The organism is Nocardia sp. JCM 34519.1 (assembly GCF_020361265.1).
Classification (GTDB): Bacteria; Actinomycetota; Actinomycetes; order Mycobacteriales; family Mycobacteriaceae; genus Nocardia; species Nocardia arthritidis_A.
This window is the reverse complement of record NZ_JAIRBR010000001.1, coordinates 84,868-103,572: the sequence shown is the minus strand read 5'-3', so window position 1 is coordinate 103,572 and position 18,705 is coordinate 84,868. Positions and strand designations below refer to the sequence as shown.

The following is an 18,705-nucleotide window of genomic DNA, read 5'->3' as shown; positions in this document are numbered from 1 at the left end:
CCCGATACGTCGACGGCGTGCTGACCTGAAAGCCGTTGCGGCCGAGGAGTTTCTGTACGCCAAAGCGCCCGCGGCTATGGCCGATCGATGTCGCCGGTACGGATCGATTCGAGGATCGCGGCGGTGTGGTCGATGAACAGCAGGTGTCCGGCATCGCGGACGATATCGATTCGACAGTTCGGTAAGAGGGCTGCGATTCGACGGCCATCGGAGACGGGCACATTGTGGTCGGCGGCGCCGTGCCAGATACGGACCGGCACCGTGATGTCGGCGAGGCGGAAACCCCATGGGCGGGTGAACAATAACCGCAGGTCCATGGCGAAGCCGTGGCCGCCTTGGCGGAATGCCTCGCCGATATTGGTCTCGAGTTCGGTGGCCAGCCGCGGATCGGCGGCTACCCGCGCACGATCTATCGGCGCCATCCGGGCGATGGTCGTGGCGACGCCGCCGGGTTGACGGAGCTGTGCGGCCATTCGCGCGGCGACGGGTCGCGCCATGAACGGAAACCGCCGCAGCATCGCCAAACCGTCACGCCGCTGCCCGGGGATATCGTCGAGGGGTGCGATGGAGCTGACCACCACCGCCGCGGTGACGCGGTCGGCCAGATTGTGCGCGCAAGCGAGCGCATATGGGCCGCCGCCGGAGACCCCGACGACCGCGAACCGATCCAGCCCGAGCCGATCGGCCAGTGCGGCAACGATATCGGCCCACTGGACAACTCGTCGAATGGGCGCCGGCGGGGAACCCCCGATCCCTGGACGTTCGATCGCGATAATGCGCAGTTTCGCCGCGGCGGCCGCCTCGTCGAAGGCGATCGCCTCGATGTGCGATCCGGGTACGCCGTGGTTGTAAAGCACCGGATCGCCTGCCGGATCGCCGTATTCGGCAACGCATATCGCGCGGTCCGGCAGGCTGAGGGTTCGTGGAACGACTGGGGCCACTCGAGCAGGGTACGGCGCGGTGCCGCCGGGCTGTCGGAGTCCGCGCCGCCGGGACCATCGGCGATTCGGCTCGATCGCTGCCCGGTCTGGACAGCGCCGCACGCGAATGCGATGAAGAGCTCGCATTTTGTTCGCGATTACCACGCGGTCTGGGTCGATGGCGGCGCGGTGAGGAAGAAATTGCTGATCAGCCTGGTGATATCGGCGAGAAATCGGTCGCGGGGGATGGGCGGCCGGTCCAGGACGTAGCGGATGGTGAGGTGTTCGACGGCGCGCACCAGCAGCCAGGCCGTCGCGTCGGCATCGATATCGTCGGGTAGGGATTGTCTGCGCATGCGCAAGGCGGCTCGGGCGATCTCGCCGATCTGGTGCTCGAAGGCGTGCACGGTGTGGGCGGAGTCGAGCCGGGGCGTATGTTCGACGACCGCGCGCAGGAGCCGGGGGTGTTCGCTCAGCGCGTCGAGTAAGGCGGCGATCGCGGTGGGACCGGCGATTTCGGGTGGTTGGGTGAGGCCTGCCATGACGCTGTCGCCGATGCGGGCGGTGAGCTCCGCGTGGTATCGGTCGATGACAGCGGCGATGATCGCATCCTTGTTCGGGAAGTACTGGTAGAGCGACCCCGGGCTGATGCCGGCGGCCGCGGCGATGCGATTGGTCGACGCTCCCTCATATCCGTGGTCGATGAGGACGGCCTGACCGGCGTCGATGATCCGGCGCACCATCTCGCGGGAACGTTGCTGGCGCGGGATCTTGCGCGTGGCGGCGGGGCGTCGTGCGGCCATATCCCTCGAATGCGAATTGAAGGCGAGCTATTTACCTCGAGACAATATTGTCATGATGTTACATGCGGGCAGTGTGGCCCGCCACCAGCCGACACCGCTCGGACCCGACTCGCTGACCTGGCAGATCTTCGGATCGCTGTACTTCGCGCCGACGGGCCTCTTCCTGGGGATGGTGCAGAATATGCATCCCGGGCTCGGCGCGGGAGTCGAGTTCCACTCGCGCATCCAGGATGAGTTCTATCAGCGCGTTTTCCGCTCGGCGTATCCGATTCTCGGTGTGGTTTTCGACGGCTCGCGCGCCAGGGAAACGGCACGGGAAATCGTCGAGCACCACCGCGATATCAAGGGGATCGATGCCGAGGGCCGCCGCTATCACGCCCTCGACCCCGGCACCTTCTATTGGGCGCACGCGGTGTTCTTCATGGAGACCCTGCGCGCGGGTGACCTTTTCATGGGCGGGCTGACCGCGGCGCAGAAAGAGCAGCTGTGGCGTGAGCAGTATCAGTGGTACGAGATGTACGGCATGAGCATGCGGGTGGTGCCGCGGAGCTGGCCGGAATTCCAGGAGTACTGGAACGACATGTGCGAGAACGTATTGGAGCCGACCAGAGCGGCATGGGACGTCTGGCATCTCGCCGACAACGCGCCGGTACCGATCTTCCCCGTACTGCGTCGCATGCCGAAACCGTTGTGGGAGCGGGTGGCTCGCCCGGCAGGATCCGGATTCTACAAGTTCGTCACGATCGGACTGTGCGATCCCGCTATCCGGCGGACGATGGGATTCCGGTGGACCGATCGCGACCAGCGACGTTTCGACCAGATCTGTCGCCTGTTCTCGGCGATGAACGCGATCACCCCCGACGAGGTGAAGTACTTCGCACCGCGCATCCGTGCCGGACGCCGACGCGCGGCCGGGAAGCGTCCCGCGACGCTGCCACCGCCGGAAGCGCCGGAATTGTATTGGCCCGCACCGGAATTCCGGGACGATCCGAAGCACTACTGCCCGGTGCACGCGGATTTCGGCGCCGACCCGGTGACGAGATTCCGGCAGGCGACGGGATTCTGAGATGCACTCCACCGAAACACCGGCCGCCGCCCATCCTTTCGACTACTACTACCGGCCCGGCATGGCGCTGCGTCCACCGCCGCCGCGCGCGACGGCCTCCGAGCTCTGGTTCGCGCCGCGGCGAAAGATGTTGTCCCCCTGGATCGATGTGCGACCGACCCCGGCCGACACCCCACGCACCCGGATGATGGCCGACCATCTCTGGCAGGGCGACGAGGCGATGGACGGCGTGGTCACCGCGTTCCGCCGGATCGGTACCGCGCGCGGTCGGCGGATGTTCGATCGAGCCCTCGACCACGGCATCGATGCGATCGCCGACCCGCCGCCGGAACTGGTGACGCTGTTCGAACAGCTGGACAATCCACCGGATTGGTTCGATCCGGAGCTGTGGGAATACGGGCGCCGGCTATGGCTCAATGTGTCCACCGCGGGCAAGCTCGCGATGGGAGTGCAGGATTTCATGGGCACGTTCGTCGGCGCGGAGGTGGCCTCGGCGACCGGTGCCACCGGCCGGTTCGTCAACGACCCGTACCGGCGTAATCTCGAAACCTCGACCTGGTTCTGGAACGTCACCCGTCCGGGGTGTATGGACCGCTGGTCGCCGGTGTTCAAGGACACCGTGCGGGTCCGGCTCATGCACGCGCAGGTCCGGTCCGGCCTCCGAAAGGCTTGGGGCGAAGAGCATTTCGAACAGCACGGCAATCCGATCTCCAATGCCACCATGATGGGCGCCGCGGTCACCTTCGGCATCTCGCCGATGTGCTTCGACCATGTACACGGCCGCCGGTTCAGCACCGCCCAATTCGACGCCGCGATGCACTACTGGGCTTATATCGCATACGTTTTCGGCGTCGCCGAGGAGCTGATCCCGCACACCGCGCTGGCGGGCATGGAGATGTCCGACTACATGGTGGCCACCGCGGGAGTCGCACCGGAATGGACCGATACGATGGCCGGTGCAGCGACGAAACGCTTGCGCGGCAGCGGGATTCGCACTCGGCTGGCGGCCGGGGCGACCGCTCCGCTGCTGGGCATGCTTGCCTACTACAGCAGTGCGGATCTGGTACGAACCCTGGTCTCCGACACGCCGTTGCGGTCGGTACCGATTCAGCCCTGGGCGACGCTGACCGCCGTGGCGTCCACGACGAACGTGTGGTTGCGCGCGGTCGACGACCGGCTACCCGGCGCCCGATGGCGGATGACGCGCAGAACCGACGGCGATGATCCGGCCTGGCGGCTCAACACCCGCATCACCAGGCTCCTCGCCGAACGCGCCGGGATTCGTGACACGCCATACGACCATCACGACGGCACCGCGGACGGTCCGGCACGGTGTCCGATCCGATGAACCTGGAACTGCGCCGAACAGGTATCACGGTGCGGGTGTCACCGGAATCGACCGCCTTGGAAGCGTTGGAGGACCACGGTATCGCGGTGGATTCGATGTGCCGGACCGGAATCTGCGGAACCTGCGAAACCACCGTGCTCGGAGCGGAATTCGCCTCGGGCGCGATCCCCGCATCCATCCTGTCCGGCCCGGGGCGATGCACGGTGCGGCTGTGCATCGCCGAACCCGGGCCACTCACCCGGCTGATCATCGATCTGTAGCGGTTTATCCCACTGCCGGGGCCGCCGCGGCGGATGATTCGCTCACCCGGCTCTGGGAACTGTTGCGCCGCAGGCGTTGCAGGGTGGGCGAGTAGACGCAGGCGACGACGACCGCGGCATTCAGCACGGTGGACAGAATTCCGGCGGCCCAGCCGAGGGCGGGCCCCGCGTGGCCGGCGATGGCGATATAAGCCGGGAAGGTCGCGACCAGCGCGAAGACCGGCAGGACGGCGGCGACCGCGAAGGGCACGAAAACCCAACGCCAGCCACGGGTTCGCGGAACCAACCAGGCCAGCACCCAGGCGACGACGGCGAACATGCCGCCGTTCTGCGGCACGCAGTAGATCGGCTCCCGCAGGATCACCGCGTGATTGCCGTAGTAGACCATCCAATTGAATTGCCCGGCAACCACTTCGATCGGAATCTCGATGACGGTGACGAATGCGACCAGGCCCAGCAGATAGCGGGCGGGCAGGCCGTGCCGGACGATCTCGTAGGCGAGCACGGAGACCAGCGGTATGCCACCGGCGTAGAAGAGCACGACGAACCAGGGGATCGGCCGGTCGAACATGGTGGCGGCGATGTAGTGATTGCTCGGATACCAGACGGCAATGAAATGGTCGGCGATAGGTTCGACGAAGAACGGATACAGCGTCCACCCGGCCACCGCGGAACAGAAATACAGCGGGCTCTTGGTCACCAAGGTGTGGCCGATGCCGAACAGCAGTGACAGCACCACCAGCAGCGCCGAGGCCAGCACCGTGAACAGCGGATATTGGGTGACGGTATCGACCGGTGGCGCGAGGAAGTATTTGTCCAGAAGCTCGTGGATCATGATTTCTCGTTTCTCGACCGCACAGGGGCGGGTCAGGCGGCGGCGGAGGTGTGGGCGGGTACGCGTCGGCGGGCCGCGTCGATCCCCAGCCGACCGTCGCGCCGGTAGGCGGCGCGGGCCCGGGGTGTAATCCGCAGCCGGTAAGGCAGCGCCGGCCAGGTGTAGGCGACGGATTTGCGGAAGGTGTCGAAGGCGAGCTGATTGGCTCTCGTCCACGGGATGTCGAACATCTCGCGCACCACCGGCGGCAGGGCGCCCGCGCCGACCTGTAACCAGGCCAGGCTGGTTAGCGGCTCGGTCGAACGCCACAGCCACTGCGGCACCCAGGGTTGGGGCATCGATCCGGGTTCGCGGAAGAAGCGCACCAGCTCGGTGGCCGCGGGGGTTTGTTGGATCACGTTGTGCAGCATGTGATCCCAGTAGTCGCGGAAGTCGCCGTAGGTCGGCGGCACCACTCGCTCGCTCAGACCGTACATGCGCCACCACCGCACGCCCTCGCGATAGATCGCGGCCTTTTCCTCGGCGTTGTACGGCCGGGCGAAGTACAGGTCGGTGGCGCGGAAGGCCGCATCGATGAAGGTGGCGTGCGCCCAGAAGTAGGTTTCCGGATCCAGGGCGTGGTAGCGACTGCCATCGGGCATGGCGCCCTTGATGTCGCGATGGAATTCCCTTATCCGATGGGCGGTTTCGGTGGCGGTGCGACCGTCGAAGATGGTGCCCTGTATCTGTGGCACCGAGCGGAACAACCGTTGCAGTGGTTCGCCGTAGAACGCCGAATGTTGTTCCACACCGCGGCCGAGGGCCGGGTACATCAATTGCAGCAGCCCTTCGACCGGCGCGACCAGGTAGCCGCGGCGATCGCCGTAGCTTTCGTAGAGTAGTGATCCGGGACCGAACATCGTTGTATCTCCTTGTGCCGCACGGCAAGCGGTGGAATCAGCTGATCGTGATGGCGGCGGCCGGGCAGTCCCAGGCCGCCCGATCGACCAATTCGGTTCGGTCCTCGGGTATTTCGATCGGGCCGGTGGTCAGATGGTCTCCGTCGCGGAGCGCGACGATGCCGTCGGCATCGGCGGCGAAGACCGTCGGCGCCGTGCGTATGCAGTACCCGGCCGACTGGCAGACGTTCTGATCGACCTCGACGCGGGCCGGGCTCATGCCGTTCTCCGGGAGATCCGAACGGGCAGTCCGCCGTCGAGGGTGATGGAGAAGGTGGAGGCGTGCTTGGGTTTCCAGCCCGCCGGGGTCTCGAGCCGGTACCGCTGGAAGATCAGCGCGAGCAGGAACTGCGCGTTCATATAGGCCATGCCGGAACCGATGCAGTGATGCGGACCCGCGCCGAAGGGTATGAACGCGTTATTCGGTCGCGCCGGATGCGACGGGTCGGTGAAGCGGGTGGGATCGTAGACGTCCGGATCCTTCCACCACCGTTCGTCGCGGTGCAGGGTGTAGACCGGCGTGCCGACCAAAGTGCCTGCCGGGATGTGGAATCCGCCGAGTTCGCTGTCGCGCATGGCCAGTCGCGGGTTCATCGGGTGGCCCTGTAGGCGTTGGCCCTCGTCGAAACATGCCTTGGCCCAGGTCAACCGCGAAAGATCGTCGAGAGCCGGTGCGGCCCCGCCCAATCCGTCGATCTCATCGTAAAGTCGCTGCGCCGGTTCGGGATTGATGCACAGTTGGGCGAGCGTGTGCGACAAGGAGGAGACGACCGTCTCGTACCCGCCGCCCATCAGCGCGATCAGTTCGGCCCGCAGGTCACGGCGGCTGAGCCCGGTGCCGTCGTCGTAGCGGATGTCCAGCAGCAGCCCCAGCAGGTCGGTATCATCGCGCGGATGGAGTACGCGCTCCGCGACGAGCCCATCGACGAGCCTCGTCAACCGAAACACGGTGAGCGGCAAGCTGTTTGCGCCGACCGGCAGCGGGTTGGGCGGGTCGGAGAGGAATACCGCGAAGGCCACCGTCCGCATGAGCAACCGGATGTCGTGATCCGCCTGGTCGATCCGCTTATCGTCCAGTCGGGTGCTGTACATGGCTCGCAGGAACGCGGGCAGCGTCACCTGCGCGATCTCGTGCTGTAGATCCACGATCGCACCGGTATCGGCGTAACGATCCCAGCGTTCGATGCGGCGGGTGAACTCGTCGACGATGGTATCGGCGATGCGCGCCAAGTGTTTTCGGCCGAACATCGGGGTGAGCATGCGACGGCGTTTGCGGAACCGCTCGCCCTCCATCATCGGCAGGGCGGATCCGACGGTCATGGCGATCGGCCTTTCGCCGGGACCGATCATGCTGTAGCGGCCCTCCCGATTGTTCATCACCTCGGTGACCAGATCCGGGTGATTGACCATGACCAGGTTCCACACCGGGAGCGGCACATGGAACACGTCACCGTATTCGCGGGCCCATCCGCGCACGGATTCGAAAGGGTCCCTGCGGAATTCGGGTAACAGACCGATGACGGGCCGCCCCTTCGGTCCCGGTATCGCCGGGTCGATGGTCCGGCCGAACGTGCTCAGCCGACGGCGGCGACGCGGCACGGTGGCCGGTTGGGCCGAAACACCGGGAAACACCTCGACGCGGCGAGTTGATTTCTCGCGATCGGCGGTGCTTTCGGGACGAGCGTGCGGGTTCATGCCGTCGCCTCCGCATCGGTGCCCTGCCATTGCTCGAGCCGAGTGATGCTCGGCAGCGGGAGGTCGAACCGGCGATGGCCGTCCGTCCCGCCGCGGCCCGCGCCGCGCGCCAGGGGCACCACCGCCCGCGCCGCCAGTGAGGCCGCCTTCAGATACCCGAGGCGCGGTGTGCGAATTCCCAAGGGGGACAGCTGTAATCCCATGAACAGCAGGTCCCAGTCGGTATCGATATGGGTGATCCGGAAGTCGTCGGTCAGCAGGTAGCGGTCGACGCCGATGAAGTTGAGGCAGCGACCGGTCGGCGGGAACACGATGTCGGTGCCGGGCAGCCGCAGCGGCCCGGTCCAGCGCGCGATGCCGCGCCAGGGAATCGCGACCCGCAACTGCCCGTGCGAGTAGTCGCCGTAGGGCAGCGAGCGCAGGCTGTCGTCCTGCGGATAGAACGCCATGTCCGGGAAGGCCCCGAAGCAGGCCGCGCAGTTGGCGAGGGTTTCCTCGCGGCCGATGCGGATGTTCTGGAAGGTGGAGCTGTCGATGAAATCGCAGTCCGGCGCCATACAGTCGCGGAGCCGGTCCAGGCTCTGGGCGGCCCAGGCGCCGAACCACGCCTGCCCGAACTCCAGCAGGCCCGCGAGCGGGTAGCCGTGATCGACGGCTTCCTTCTGCTGCTGTCCGACCTTGTCCCAGAATTCCGGCAGCAGCGCCTGGTAGCGGGGGTGTTCGGGAGATGGGCCCAGATGATGGAGCGTCCGCATCGGTCGCCTTTCGTCGAGCCCCGGCGGCTCGATCACCGGGACCGATACCGACGGGTGTAATGGTGAATCAAATTTAGATCTGTGTAACAACAGAGGTCAATAGTGCCTGAATAGGTTTGAGGGAAGCGGTCCTCTGATCACTCACTGTGTCAAATGCTCGTTCGATCTGAGCTGGACAAACTCCATGCCCTGTACCTGACTGGTTGGTTTTACGATTTCCCGAACAGCCGGACACTTTGCCATTACAGTCTCAGTGATTGATCGAAGGAGCGGCGTATGGCAACACCCACGGCGACATCACCACCGCATCCCTCCGCTGCGGGCGTCTTCCGGAAGAACCTCTCCGACACCGGCATCGCGAGCCTGCGGACCTACGGGCGTGCGGTGCAGCTGGCCGTGGAATCGGTCCGCGGCGCGGTCGTGGATCTGGCCCGCCGCCGCTTCCAATGGCGCGAGATGCTGCGGCAGTGCTGGTATCTGATCACCGTCACCGCGGTTCCCGCGGTGCTGATGGCGATTCCGTTCGGCGTGATCGTGTCGGTTCAGGTCGGCAATCTGATCCATCAGCTCGGCGCGGATTCGCTGATCGGCGCGGCGGGTGGGCTGGGCGTGATCAAGCAGGGCGCGCCGATGGCGACCGGTCTGCTGCTCGGCGGGGCGGGTGCGTCGGCGATCGCGGCGGATCTCGGGGCGCGCACCATTCGTGAGGAGATCGACGCGCTGCGGGTGATGGGGCTGAATCCCGTTCACCGGCTGGTGATTCCGCGCATGGTCGCCATGGTGATCGTGGCCCCGCTGCTGAATATCCTGATCATCTTCGTCGGCATCGCCTCCGGCTACGCCATCGCCGTGACGGCGCAGGGAGTCACATCCGGCAGCTACTGGTTGACCTTCGGATCGTTCGCCGTGGTCGCCGATGTCTGGGTGTCGCTGGCGAAGTCGGTGCTGTTCGGCTTCCTGGTGGTGATCGTCGCATGCCAGCGTGGGCTCGAGGCCAAGGGCGGCCCGCGCGGTGTCGCGGACGGTGTCAACGCCGCGGTGGTGCTGTCGGTGGTATCGATCGCGGTGGTCGATCTGGCGCTGACGCAGCTGGTCACGATGTTTCTGCCGGTGCGGTTCGCATGAGCGTCGCCGGTTACGTCCCAAGGGCGGTGCGGCCGCTGTATCGGGCGGCGCGGGTCGGCGCGGCGGTTCCCGGCGCGGTGGAGAGCATCGGCTTCGCACTCGATTTCGGGTGGCAGGTGCTGCGCTCGATTCCGTTGACGCTGCGGCACTATCGCGGTGAGACGGTCCGGTTGATCACGGATATGACCTGGGGGAAGGGTTCGATCATCGTCGGCGGCGGCACCGTGCCGACGCTGATGGTGCTGGGTGTCGTGATGGGGGCGGGAACGGGTATCGAGGCGTTCGCGCTGCTGGATCTGCTCGGCATGGGTCCGTTGACCGGGATCATCTCCTCCTTCGCCAACACTCGCGAGCTGGCGCCGATCGCGGCCGGGGTGGGTTTCGCCGCGCAGGCGGGCTGCCGGATGACCGCCGAGATCGGTGCGATGCGCATCTCCGAGGAGATCGATGCGCTGGAATCCCTTGGCCTACGGTCGATTCCGTTCGTGGTCAGCACCAGGGTGATCGCCGGGGCCGTCGCGATCGTGCCCACCTTCCTGGTCGCGCTGATCCTGGCCTATCTGAGCTGTGCCGTCGTGGTGGTCACGGTGCACGGGCAGTCCAGCGGCGTCTACTACCACTACTTCTTCCAGTTCGTATCCGGCTGGGACATGATCGCCGCGGTGATCAAGGTGCTGGTGTTCGTCACCGCGATCATCCTGATCCATTGCTACCAAGGCTTTTACGCCGCGGGTGGTCCCGAAGGCGTCGGTATCGCCGCCGGGCGGGCGGTGCGGGCCAGCTTCGTCACCATCATCGCCTTGGACATGGTGCTCACTGTCGCGCTGTGGGGCGTCGGCTCCTCGATTCAGTTCACGGGGTGACGCGATGCCCAGATACGGAATGCCTGGATCCGCCATCACCCGCGGTGGTGCGCTCCGGCGTGGATTCGCGGCCCTCGTGGTCGGGGCCGTAATCGGCACGGGTGCGGTGCATTACGCGCACACTCGGCCCGACGGACGGGTGCGGGTGCAGGTGTTGACCACGCGGATCGGGGGCGGAATCGGCGCCGGATCGGCGGTCGAGCTCGACGGGGTGCCCGCGGGGCGAATCGACGGTATCGAGGTCGTCGCGCCGGGGCGGCAACGGCTGACGCTGGCACTCACACCCGCGGCGGCGGCCGAATTGACCGATACGTTCGCCCTGCGGTTCTCGCCGGGAAATCTGTTCGGCGTCAGTCGAATCGCGCTGCGGCCCGGGCCCGGCGGCCATCCGCTGCGCGACGGGACGGTCATCGATCTGTCCGCGACCGGCCGGGTCGTCGATGCGACCATGGGTCGGCTGCTCGAGCAGTTGGCCGCCACGGCCGGACAGTTGGCGACTCCCGAGCTCACTTCGTCGCTGAATCGGCTGAGCACCGAATTGGATTCGGTCGCACCGCTTTTGCAGGTGATAGTGGCCACGACCCGCACGGTCGTCGACGGTCAGCGATACGCGCCGTCCTACCTGATCGCGCAGTACGCCTCCGCCCTCCAAGGGATGGCCTCGTTGCTGGGCGGCAGTGTCACACTGCTGGAAAGCTTTTCGAACATTCCGGTGCTGCGCGAGGATCGCGCGCTGTTCGACCGGTCGGTCGACATCATCACCGAGCAGATCGTGCCGTCGGTCGGTCGCGCCGGATCGGCTGCGCAACGCGCGTTCGGGCCCTATTCGGAACTGGTGGCTCCGCTGCTGCGGGCGCTGGCCGCCACGGTGCCCGCACCCGGGCGGTCCGCCACCGAGATTCGACAGCTCCTCGACCGGCTCGACAGCGCTTTCACCGACGGTCCCGGCGGGCCGGTGCTGAATGTCGAGGTGGCGCTGCGCGGTGTTCCCGCCGTCGCCGTACCCCTGCTCGGTGCGGGAGGCGGCCGATGAGCTCGTTCCGATTCGCTTGGCGGATAGGCGTTTTCGCGGCGGTCATGATCGTGCTGTTGATGCTGATCGTGCAGGTCATCCGCCGTCCGGTCGTCGGTGCGGTCGATGGGTATACCGCGATCTTCACCGATGCCAACGGATTACACGCCGGCGACGACGTGCGCATGTACGGGCTGCCGGTGGGCAAGGTCGAGTCGCTCGCCCTGGACGGCGCGAACGCGAAGGTGCGGTTCAGCGTGCAGCGGGCACACGCGATCTTCGAGGGCAGCACGCTGGCCATCCGCTACCAAACCCTGGCCGGGCAGCGCTATCTCGAGGTGCGCCCGCCCGCGCGGACGGGCGCGCGGCTGGCATCCGGCGCGACGATCGGCGCGGACCGCACCGTCCCGTCCTTCGATATCACCGCCCTGTTCGACGGCCTGCAGCCGATTCTGGCCGGGGTGTCACCGGATGCGATCAACCGCTTCGCCGAGAGCATGTTGGCCGTGCTGGAGGGTGACGGTTCCGGTCTCGGGCAGGCGCTGAACGCCATCGAGCAGCTATCGGCCTACGTCAGCGATCGGCAGACGGTGATCTCCACCTTGATCCGCAACCTGCGCGAGATGTCGGATGCGCTGGCCGGGCGATCCCCGCATATGGTCACGATCATCAGCGGATTGGCCGATGTCTTCGCCTCGTTGGAGCAGAAATTGCAGGGGGTGGTCGACTACGCGGAAACCATTCCGCCGGTGCTGCAACCCTTGGACGACCTCGCCGCCCGCCTCGGCCTGAGCCCGGGCGCCGACACCGATGTGGACCGGATCCTGCGTGCCGCCCTGCCGGACCCGGATGCCGCCCGCGATGTGCTCGCCCGGCTACCCGGATTGCTCCAGACACTCGATGGGCTGAGCGCGGGCGCGGCGTCGATCTGTAGCCACGGCCCGGCATCGGTACCCGCGCCGCTGGCCCTGCTGATCGATGGGCGGAGGATCACGATATGTCAACGCTGACAAGCGGTTTCACCCGTCACCTGCGCGGCGACTCGGGCCGGGAGGTGCGCTGGGGTGTGCTCGGTGTGCTGGCCGTCGTGGCGTTGCTGGTGGTGTGCGGGGTGTTATATGTTCTGCCGCTGGGCAAGTCGAGCTATACCGCGTTGTTGTCCGAGGCCGGTTCGGTGAAGGTCGGCGACGAGGTTCGGGTGGCGGGGATAACGGTCGGGTCGGTCACCGGCCTGGAGCTACTGCCCGATCAGGTGCGCATGCGCTTCACCGTGGATCACCAGGTCTTCGTCGGTGACGCCAGCACACTCGATATTCGTATGCTCACCGCCGTCGGCGGACATTATCTCGCGATGACACCGTCTGGATCGAAACCACTTGGCGCGCAGCCGATCCCGGCTGATCGGGTGCGGCTGCCGTACAGTCTGATGCGGACCTTCCAGGACGCGGCCGCACCGGTCGAACAGGTGGACGGCGATGCGCTGCGCCGCAATCTGGCGGCTGTCCGGCGGTCGCTGGCCGACAATCCGGATTCGATTCGCCGCCTGAGCGATGCCATGGACACCGTTGTCGGGATTTTCGACAAGCAGCGCACCGATATAGCCGCCGCCCTCTCGGCCGCCGACGAATATCTGTCGACCATCGATGCGGGCAAATCCGCCATCGGCGGACTGATTCGGCACATCGGCTCGGTGGAAACGATTTTGATCGACAAGCGCGACGAGATCAATGCCGCTGTCCCGCTGACGATTCGGTTCGTTTCCCGCATCGCGGCGCTGGAACCGGGCTACCGCACCAGCCTGCAACCGCTGGTGGACGAATTCGCCAGGGCGCTACCGGAATTGCAGCGGCTCGGGCAGCGACTGGACGAGATGATCACGACCGTCGACGGTCTCACCACGCATCTGCGGCAGGTGGCCGCACAGCAGGGGGTCACCATCGATCAGTCGGCGACAACGCTGTCCACGATATGTGTGCCGCTGCCGGGGAAGGGGTGCTGAGCCGTGCGTCGTCTCCTCGCTTCTCGCGGGCTCGTATCACTGCTCGCGGTGTTCGCCACCGCCGTCGTCGCGGTGGCCGGGTACGCGGTCGTGGCCGATCCGCTGAAACCGGTGCGGCACTATTGCGCACAGCTGCCCGATTCGATCGGCCTGTATCCCGGCAGCCACGTGCGGGTGCGCGGTGTCGTTGTCGGCGCCGTCGATGCGGTGCGACCCGAGAACGGTTCGGTCCGAGTCGATTTCGGCATCGACGCCGGATACCCGTTGCACGGTGACGTCGGAGCGGCGACGGTCTCGGACACCCTCGCCGCCGATCGCGACCTGATCGTATTGCCCGGCCCGTCCACCGCTGCCCGCTGGGATCCGGCCCGCTGCATCACCCGCACCCTCACCCCGAAGAGCATCACCGAAACCCTGCGGGCCACCGACGAACTCGCGCACAAGCTCAGCGCCGGTGATGATCCCCGGCTGGTCCACGACACCATCGAGGCGCTGCGCACCGCCACCGCCGGTGCGGGCCCGCGGTTCAATCAGGTGATCACGAAACTCGGTTCCGCCGCGCGGTCACCCGACAACCAGATCACCCAGGTCGGCGACCTCATCGACGCCCTGTCGTCGCTGGCGGCGAGCGTCGCGGCGAACTGGGATCAGGTGCGCGACGTCCTCACCCGCTTCCCGGGCGTATTCGATCAGATCAACAACGATATCTTCGCGCACCTCACCGAGCTGGTAGACGGCCTGCGCGTGCTGCTGCCCTGGGTCAACGGCATAACCCGGGAATACGGCGGCGCCATCCTCGGCGGTCTCGACGCCGCGGTGCCCTATGCGCGAATCGTGGCGTCGGGCGCGGGAACGCTGCGGCAGATCATCGACCGCATCCCCGCGATCGCGGGTCTCTTCACCCGCGCCACCGGGCCGGACGGACAACCGGCGCTCGCCTGGATACCACCGAAAGTTCAACTGCCGCAACCGATCAGTGATCAGATCTGTGCGGCGGTGAACGCGTTGGCCCCCGGACGCTGCGACGATTCGCGGACAGTCGACCTGGTGGCACTGATATTCGGATCGGTAGGTGCTCGATGAGAAGCGAGAAGCGCAGGGGGACAATGGTTTCGCTGGCAGTCGTGGCGGTGGTCGGGCTCGGTGGCTGCGGCTTCGATCCCTCGGTGATTCCGGTGCCGGGCGCGACCGTTTCCGGGCCGACCTACCGGGTGCGCATCCAGTTCGCGAACGCGCTCAATCTGCCAGCCCGTGCCAAGGTCGTCGCCGACGGCGTCGAGGTCGGCCGCCTCGCAGGCGTCACCCTGGTAGATCCGGACGGCGCCCGGCCCGGCTACGTCGTCGCGGACGTCGACATCACCACCTCGGTCCGGCTGCCCGCCGCGACCACCGCCCAACTGCGCCAGGACACCGTGCTCGGCGACATCTATATCGCCCTCGCCGCACCCGCCACGGGCGCCCCGATCGATGACAACGCGACGATCCCGATCGCGCAGACCCGGCCCGCGATTCAGGTCGAGGACACCATGGCCGGGATCGCCACCTTCGTGCGCGGCGGTGCGATCACCCGGATGCAGGACATCCTGAACCAGGTGAATGCCGCACTGCCCGCCGATCCGCGCGAGACCGCGCGTCTCGCGCGGGCGAGCATCGGCGATCTCACCGATGTGGCAACGCATTTGGATCGCGTCGACCAATTCGTCGCGGCTGCGCAGGCCGATATCGACGTAATCCGCACCAACGCGACCGCCGTTCGGGACCTGTTCTCACCCGAGGGAGCCCGGCGCGTCACCGATGCCACCGCCTCGCTGGCGCACCTGCTCGGAGTCTTCTCCGCCATCGGCGGATTCGCGCACGCCATCGCCTGGCTCGCACCGCTCGCGCAAGCCGGAGACGCTGCGGCACAGGCCTTTTTGCCGCTGCTGTTCACCGATCGCCCGCTCGATCTGAACGCACCGTCGAATCTCAACAGGTTGGTGAGCCTGTTGCGCGACCGGATCCTGCCGTTCGTCGAGCAGGGGCCGAAGGTGAACATCACGAATGTCGGTACCGCGGCCACCGATTCGATGTCACGGGACGAGCGGATGGCCTCGATCATCGCGGCGCTGCGCATGGTGGGAGTGGTGCGATGAGGTGGCGATCGGTGCTGTCGCTGGGTGCGATCGCCGTGGTGTTCGTGCTCGGCGCGAGCTACCTCACCTTCGGCGTCGTCCGCGTCGACTGGTTCCGGCATTATCTGAACCTCACCATGGATCTACCGAATTCCGGTGGGCTGCAACAACATTCTCCGGTATTGCTATCGGGTGTTCCGGTCGGCAAGGTCATCGGGGTCGAAACCGTCGAACATGCGGTGCGGGTCCGGCTTCGCGTCGAGGACACCTACCGGATCCCCGCCGCCAGCATCCTGCGCATCGAGAATCTGTCCGCGCTCGGCGAACCCTATCTGGAATTCACCCCACCCACCGGCGGCGGGCCCTACCTCACCGACGGCGCCCGAATCGATACGCACCAGGTGCGATCGCCGTTATCGATCCCGGAGATGGCCACGGCCGCAACCGATCTGCTCGGCCAGCTGGACCCACAGGCCGTCGGCGAGCTGGTGCGGACGTTCACCGAAGGGACATCCGGAGTGGAATCGGCTCTGCCCCAGCTGAATCGGGCGGCGGAGTTATTGGCCGCCACCCTGCTCGGCCGCCAGCCCCAGCTGCGGACCATGCTCACCGATCTGCAGACCATCGGCGCGGATATGGACTGGCTCGGCCCGTCACTCGAGGCGGGCGGACCGCAGTGGGGGCGGTTCGGCGGCCGCGTCCGCGATGTCGTCGACGCGCTGGAGAAACTGATGCGCAGCAAGGGATTTCCCGAGGATTACCAAACCGGCACCGGGCTGGTTCCGTTCTTCGATCAGCTCGCCGCACGCCTCGACCGCATCGGGCCCGAGGTGCGCCCCCTCATCCCCGTGCTGGCCCCGCTGACCTCGTCCGCCACCGGGGTGCTGCACACCATCGACCTGAGCGCGCTTATTTCGCAGGCCCTGAGCAGCACCGACACCGGGGCCGTTCGCCTGCGGATCGCTGTCCGTTGATCCGTTTCCCGGAGGATGCCATGACAGTTGCCGCTGACCCGAAAACCGCTGCACCCGAACCAGATTCGAGTAGCCTGGTCGGCCGTCGCGTCGCGCTCGGATCGCGAACGGTTTCGATCCGGGTGGGCACGGTCCTGCGCGGTCTCGCGATCACCGTCGCGACGGCCGCCGCCGTGATCTTCGCCGTGCTGTGGTGGTCGGCCCGGAGCGACCTGCACAACCGCGACGCCGCCGCGGCCGATCGGCGGCATGCCGAGCAGGTCGCCACCGATTACGCCCTCGGGGCATCCACCATCGACTACCAGAACTTCCCCGCATGGATGACCAAGCTGAAGGCGAATACGACATCCCAGCTGGCCGCCAAGTTCGACGCGACCGGACCGGCATTGCAACAACTGCTGACCCCGCTGCGATGGACGTCCACCGCGAAACCCATTGCCGCCAAGGTACTCTCGGAATCCGGAAGCAGCTATCAGGTGGACGTCTTCCTCGACGTCGACACCACGAGCGCCCAGACACCCGACGGTGCGCGCACCACCGTCACCTACCACGTCACCGTCGACCGCGACTCCGGCTGGAAACTCACCGACGTCGGCGGCATGGACGGTGCGCTACCGGTGCGGTGACCGACCCAATCACGGTGCGCCCGGCCGAGTTCGGTGCGCGGTTCGTCGTCGAAGATCCACTCGCGGGCGACGATGTGCAGGTTCGTGTGCGGTCGCAACTGGCCGAGGATCGCGACCAGTTGCAGTTCCGCCCGGCCCCGCAACGCGTGCTCGGCGGGCAGATTGAACGGGCGCAGCGACACCTCCGGCGCGGATCCGAGCAGAGCGACGAGGTCGGTGGCGAGGTCGGGGCCGAACTCCGTCAGCCCGTCGCGCAGATACCAGCCGAACAACCGGAGGAATACCTCATAGGCCTGTTTGTCGGAAACCTGTGCGGCGGTGGCGAATCCGCGTGCCTGCATCAGTTCGACGATCCGCGCCACATCGCCGTCGATCCCGGCGCGCAAGCCGGTCAACTCCGCCGCCGCGACATCCGCGCGCACGGCCTTGCACAGGCCGAAATCCAGGAAGCCGACCGAACCGTCGTCGCACAGCACGGCGTTGCCCGGATGCGGGTCGCCGCTGTAGAAGTGCATCGAATACGGTGCGCCGCAATAGAATCGGAACAAGATTTCGGCGATACGATTGCGCTCGTCCAGTGGGGAATCATAGGCCTCGCGCAGCGGCTTGCCCGAAAGCCATTCGGTGACGAGCACCCGCTGCCCCGACAGTGCGCAGATCAGCTCGGGTATCCGGATGAACGGATGGTCGCGATACGCCTCGTGCATCAGCCGCGTATTGCGCGCCTCGATGCGGTAATCCAACTCCTCCCGGATGCGCGCCTCGAACTCGTCCGCCAATGCCGCCGTGTCCAGCGCCGGATGGACGAACCGATACACGCTCAGCAGCGTGCGCAGATTTTTCAGGTCCGCCAGCACCGCCTGTTCGATGCCGGGGTACTGGACCTTCACCGCGACCGGTCGGCCGTCGAGCAGCCGGGCCCGGTACACCTGGCCGATCGATGCGGCGGCTATCGGTTCACGCTCGAATTCGGCGAATGCCGTGGCCAGTTCGCCGCCCAGTTCGCTCTCCAGATGGTCACGCATATCCGTCCACGGCACCCTGGGCGCGTTGTCCTGCAATGTCGCCAAGGTGGATTGGAAGAGGTCGCGATATTCCGGCGGCACGAATCCCGGGTCGACCAGCGACAGCATCTGCCCGAGTTTCATCGCGGCGCCGCGCATCGTCCCGAGCACCGCCACCAATCGCTCGGCCAGCAGCGCATTGCGCAGCCGCTCCGCCTCATCGACGCGCTCCGGCGAACGCACCAGATCCGCGGCCTTGCCGGCCGCGAGCCGCACGGTCTGTGTGCCCGCCAAGCCGCCCAGCTTCGCGGCCCGGCCGGCGCGCGTTCGTGCCATCTTCGCCACCGCCCGAGTATGACGCGTCACCCGGA

General features: G+C 66.6%; 20 protein-coding genes. 12 read left to right on the top strand and 8 right to left on the bottom strand.

The annotated features are described in order from the left end of the window. Window positions 1–74 precede the first annotated feature (74 nt). Entirely contained in the window at window positions 75–941 is an 867-nt protein-coding gene (locus LGY53_RS00520) for an alpha/beta fold hydrolase (RefSeq protein ID WP_225724650.1), read from the bottom strand. 137 nt (window positions 942–1,078) lie between these two features. Further along, window positions 1,079–1,723 carry a TetR/AcrR family transcriptional regulator gene (locus LGY53_RS00515; RefSeq protein ID WP_225724649.1) on the bottom strand — a complete coding sequence of 215 codons (645 nt, stop codon included), beginning with the start codon at window positions 1,721–1,723 and terminating at the stop codon, window positions 1,079–1,081. Between the two features lie 52 nt (window positions 1,724–1,775). On the opposite strand from LGY53_RS00515, the gene LGY53_RS00510 reads away from it, so the two are divergent. From LGY53_RS00510 to LGY53_RS00500, 3 genes are read left to right on the top strand one after another with little or no spacing between them, the layout of a single operon-like run. After that, on the top strand, window positions 1,776–2,789 hold the full coding sequence (locus tag LGY53_RS00510; RefSeq protein ID WP_225724648.1) for an oxygenase MpaB family protein: 1,014 nt from the start codon (window positions 1,776–1,778) through the stop codon (window positions 2,787–2,789). A 1-nt stretch (window position 2,790) separates the two neighbouring features. Continuing rightward, window positions 2,791–4,137, top strand: coding sequence for an oxygenase MpaB family protein (locus tag LGY53_RS00505; RefSeq protein ID WP_225724647.1), 1,347 nt, complete (start codon window positions 2,791–2,793; stop codon window positions 4,135–4,137). Further along, window positions 4,122–4,397, top strand: coding sequence for a 2Fe-2S iron-sulfur cluster binding domain-containing protein (locus LGY53_RS00500; protein WP_225724646.1), 276 nt, complete (start codon window positions 4,122–4,124; stop codon window positions 4,395–4,397). The genes LGY53_RS00505 and LGY53_RS00500 overlap by 16 nt, the downstream gene beginning before the upstream one ends. Window positions 4,398–4,401: 4 nt before the next feature. On the opposite strand, the gene LGY53_RS00495 is transcribed toward LGY53_RS00500, so the two are convergent. Genes LGY53_RS00495 through LGY53_RS00475 form a run of 5 tightly spaced genes read right to left on the bottom strand, consistent with a single transcriptional unit; the run spans window position 4,402 to window position 8,620 of the window. Continuing rightward, window positions 4,402–5,232 carry a hypothetical protein gene (locus LGY53_RS00495; RefSeq protein ID WP_225724645.1) on the bottom strand — a complete coding sequence of 277 codons (831 nt, stop codon included), beginning with the start codon at window positions 5,230–5,232 and terminating at the stop codon, window positions 4,402–4,404. A 32-nt stretch (window positions 5,233–5,264) separates the two neighbouring features. Continuing rightward, window positions 5,265–6,131, bottom strand: a complete 867-nt coding sequence (locus LGY53_RS00490) for an oxygenase MpaB family protein (RefSeq protein ID WP_225724644.1) — start codon at window positions 6,129–6,131, stop codon at window positions 5,265–5,267. A 37-nt stretch (window positions 6,132–6,168) separates the two neighbouring features. Further along, window positions 6,169–6,390, bottom strand: a complete 222-nt coding sequence (locus LGY53_RS00485; protein ID WP_225724643.1) for a ferredoxin — start codon at window positions 6,388–6,390, stop codon at window positions 6,169–6,171. After that, a complete protein-coding gene (locus LGY53_RS00480) occupies window positions 6,387–7,865 on the bottom strand; it encodes a cytochrome P450 (RefSeq protein ID WP_225724642.1) in 1,479 nt (492 codons plus the stop codon). Before LGY53_RS00480 ends, LGY53_RS00485 begins: the two co-directional genes overlap by 4 nt. Beyond that, a complete protein-coding gene (locus LGY53_RS00475; RefSeq protein ID WP_225724641.1) occupies window positions 7,862–8,620 on the bottom strand; it encodes a nuclear transport factor 2 family protein in 759 nt (252 codons plus the stop codon). Before LGY53_RS00475 ends, LGY53_RS00480 begins: the two co-directional genes overlap by 4 nt. A gap of 276 nt (window positions 8,621–8,896) precedes the next feature. Here LGY53_RS00475 and LGY53_RS00470 point away from each other — a divergent pair, with 276 nt between their 5' ends. Genes LGY53_RS00470 through LGY53_RS00430 form a run of 9 tightly spaced genes read left to right on the top strand, consistent with a single transcriptional unit; the run spans window position 8,897 to window position 17,330 of the window. Further along, on the top strand, window positions 8,897–9,745 hold the full coding sequence (locus LGY53_RS00470) for an ABC transporter permease (RefSeq protein ID WP_225724640.1): 849 nt from the start codon (window positions 8,897–8,899) through the stop codon (window positions 9,743–9,745). Continuing rightward, the gene (locus tag LGY53_RS00465) at window positions 9,742–10,608 is read left to right on the top strand and encodes an ABC transporter permease (RefSeq protein WP_225724639.1); all 867 of its coding nucleotides are present in this window, start codon (window positions 9,742–9,744) and stop codon (window positions 10,606–10,608) included. The genes LGY53_RS00470 and LGY53_RS00465 overlap by 4 nt, the downstream gene beginning before the upstream one ends. Before the next feature lie 4 nt (window positions 10,609–10,612). Further along, window positions 10,613–11,641, top strand: coding sequence for an MlaD family protein (locus tag LGY53_RS00460; RefSeq protein ID WP_225724638.1), 1,029 nt, complete (start codon window positions 10,613–10,615; stop codon window positions 11,639–11,641). After that, window positions 11,638–12,630 (top strand): MlaD family protein, encoded by a 993-nt coding sequence (locus LGY53_RS00455; protein WP_225724637.1) that lies wholly within the window; start codon window positions 11,638–11,640, stop codon window positions 12,628–12,630. The genes LGY53_RS00460 and LGY53_RS00455 overlap by 4 nt, the downstream gene beginning before the upstream one ends. Further along, the gene (locus tag LGY53_RS00450; RefSeq protein ID WP_225724636.1) at window positions 12,618–13,619 is read left to right on the top strand and encodes an MlaD family protein; all 1,002 of its coding nucleotides are present in this window, start codon (window positions 12,618–12,620) and stop codon (window positions 13,617–13,619) included. The genes LGY53_RS00455 and LGY53_RS00450 overlap by 13 nt, the downstream gene beginning before the upstream one ends. 3 nt (window positions 13,620–13,622) lie before the next feature. Continuing rightward, on the top strand, window positions 13,623–14,702 hold the full coding sequence (locus LGY53_RS00445; RefSeq protein ID WP_225724635.1) for an MlaD family protein: 1,080 nt from the start codon (window positions 13,623–13,625) through the stop codon (window positions 14,700–14,702). After that, complete coding sequence (locus tag LGY53_RS00440) at window positions 14,699–15,751, top strand: MlaD family protein (protein ID WP_225724634.1); 1,053 nt, start codon at window positions 14,699–14,701, stop codon at window positions 15,749–15,751. The genes LGY53_RS00445 and LGY53_RS00440 overlap by 4 nt, the downstream gene beginning before the upstream one ends. Next, window positions 15,748–16,704 carry an MlaD family protein gene (locus tag LGY53_RS00435; protein WP_225724633.1) on the top strand — a complete coding sequence of 319 codons (957 nt, stop codon included), beginning with the start codon at window positions 15,748–15,750 and terminating at the stop codon, window positions 16,702–16,704. The genes LGY53_RS00440 and LGY53_RS00435 overlap by 4 nt, the downstream gene beginning before the upstream one ends. A 20-nt stretch (window positions 16,705–16,724) precedes the next feature. Next, window positions 16,725–17,330, top strand: a complete 606-nt coding sequence (locus LGY53_RS00430) for a hypothetical protein (RefSeq protein ID WP_225724632.1) — start codon at window positions 16,725–16,727, stop codon at window positions 17,328–17,330. On the opposite strand, the gene LGY53_RS00425 is transcribed toward LGY53_RS00430, so the two are convergent. Beyond that, window positions 17,249–18,670 (bottom strand): AarF/ABC1/UbiB kinase family protein, encoded by a 1,422-nt coding sequence (locus LGY53_RS00425; protein WP_225724631.1) that lies wholly within the window; start codon window positions 18,668–18,670, stop codon window positions 17,249–17,251. The two genes, LGY53_RS00430 and LGY53_RS00425, sit on opposite strands and share 82 nt — an antisense overlap. Window positions 18,671–18,705: the final 35 nt, after the last annotated feature.

Coding starts and splice junctions, on each gene's coding strand:
- LGY53_RS00515 (WP_225724649.1), bottom strand. CDS start 1,723: ATGGCCGCACGACGCCCCGCCGCCACGCGCAAGATCCCGCGCCAGCAA.
- LGY53_RS00510 (WP_225724648.1), top strand. CDS start 1,776: ATGATGTTACATGCGGGCAGTGTGGCCCGCCACCAGCCGACACCGCTC.
- LGY53_RS00505 (WP_225724647.1), top strand. CDS start 2,791: ATGCACTCCACCGAAACACCGGCCGCCGCCCATCCTTTCGACTACTAC.
- LGY53_RS00495 (WP_225724645.1), bottom strand. CDS start 5,232: ATGATCCACGAGCTTCTGGACAAATACTTCCTCGCGCCACCGGTCGAT.
- LGY53_RS00490 (WP_225724644.1), bottom strand. CDS start 6,131: ATGTTCGGTCCCGGATCACTACTCTACGAAAGCTACGGCGATCGCCGC.
- LGY53_RS00485 (WP_225724643.1), bottom strand. CDS start 6,390: ATGAGCCCGGCCCGCGTCGAGGTCGATCAGAACGTCTGCCAGTCGGCC.
- LGY53_RS00480 (WP_225724642.1), bottom strand. CDS start 7,865: ATGAACCCGCACGCTCGTCCCGAAAGCACCGCCGATCGCGAGAAATCA.
- LGY53_RS00475 (WP_225724641.1), bottom strand. CDS start 8,620: ATGCGGACGCTCCATCATCTGGGCCCATCTCCCGAACACCCCCGCTAC.
- LGY53_RS00470 (WP_225724640.1), top strand. CDS start 8,897: ATGGCAACACCCACGGCGACATCACCACCGCATCCCTCCGCTGCGGGC.
- LGY53_RS00465 (WP_225724639.1), top strand. CDS start 9,742: ATGAGCGTCGCCGGTTACGTCCCAAGGGCGGTGCGGCCGCTGTATCGG.
- LGY53_RS00460 (WP_225724638.1), top strand. CDS start 10,613: ATGCCCAGATACGGAATGCCTGGATCCGCCATCACCCGCGGTGGTGCG.
- LGY53_RS00455 (WP_225724637.1), top strand. CDS start 11,638: ATGAGCTCGTTCCGATTCGCTTGGCGGATAGGCGTTTTCGCGGCGGTC.
- LGY53_RS00450 (WP_225724636.1), top strand. CDS start 12,618: ATGTCAACGCTGACAAGCGGTTTCACCCGTCACCTGCGCGGCGACTCG.
- LGY53_RS00440 (WP_225724634.1), top strand. CDS start 14,699: ATGAGAAGCGAGAAGCGCAGGGGGACAATGGTTTCGCTGGCAGTCGTG.
- LGY53_RS00435 (WP_225724633.1), top strand. CDS start 15,748: ATGAGGTGGCGATCGGTGCTGTCGCTGGGTGCGATCGCCGTGGTGTTC.
- LGY53_RS00430 (WP_225724632.1), top strand. CDS start 16,725: ATGACAGTTGCCGCTGACCCGAAAACCGCTGCACCCGAACCAGATTCG.
- LGY53_RS00425 (WP_225724631.1), bottom strand. CDS start 18,670: ATGGCACGAACGCGCGCCGGCCGGGCCGCGAAGCTGGGCGGCTTGGCG.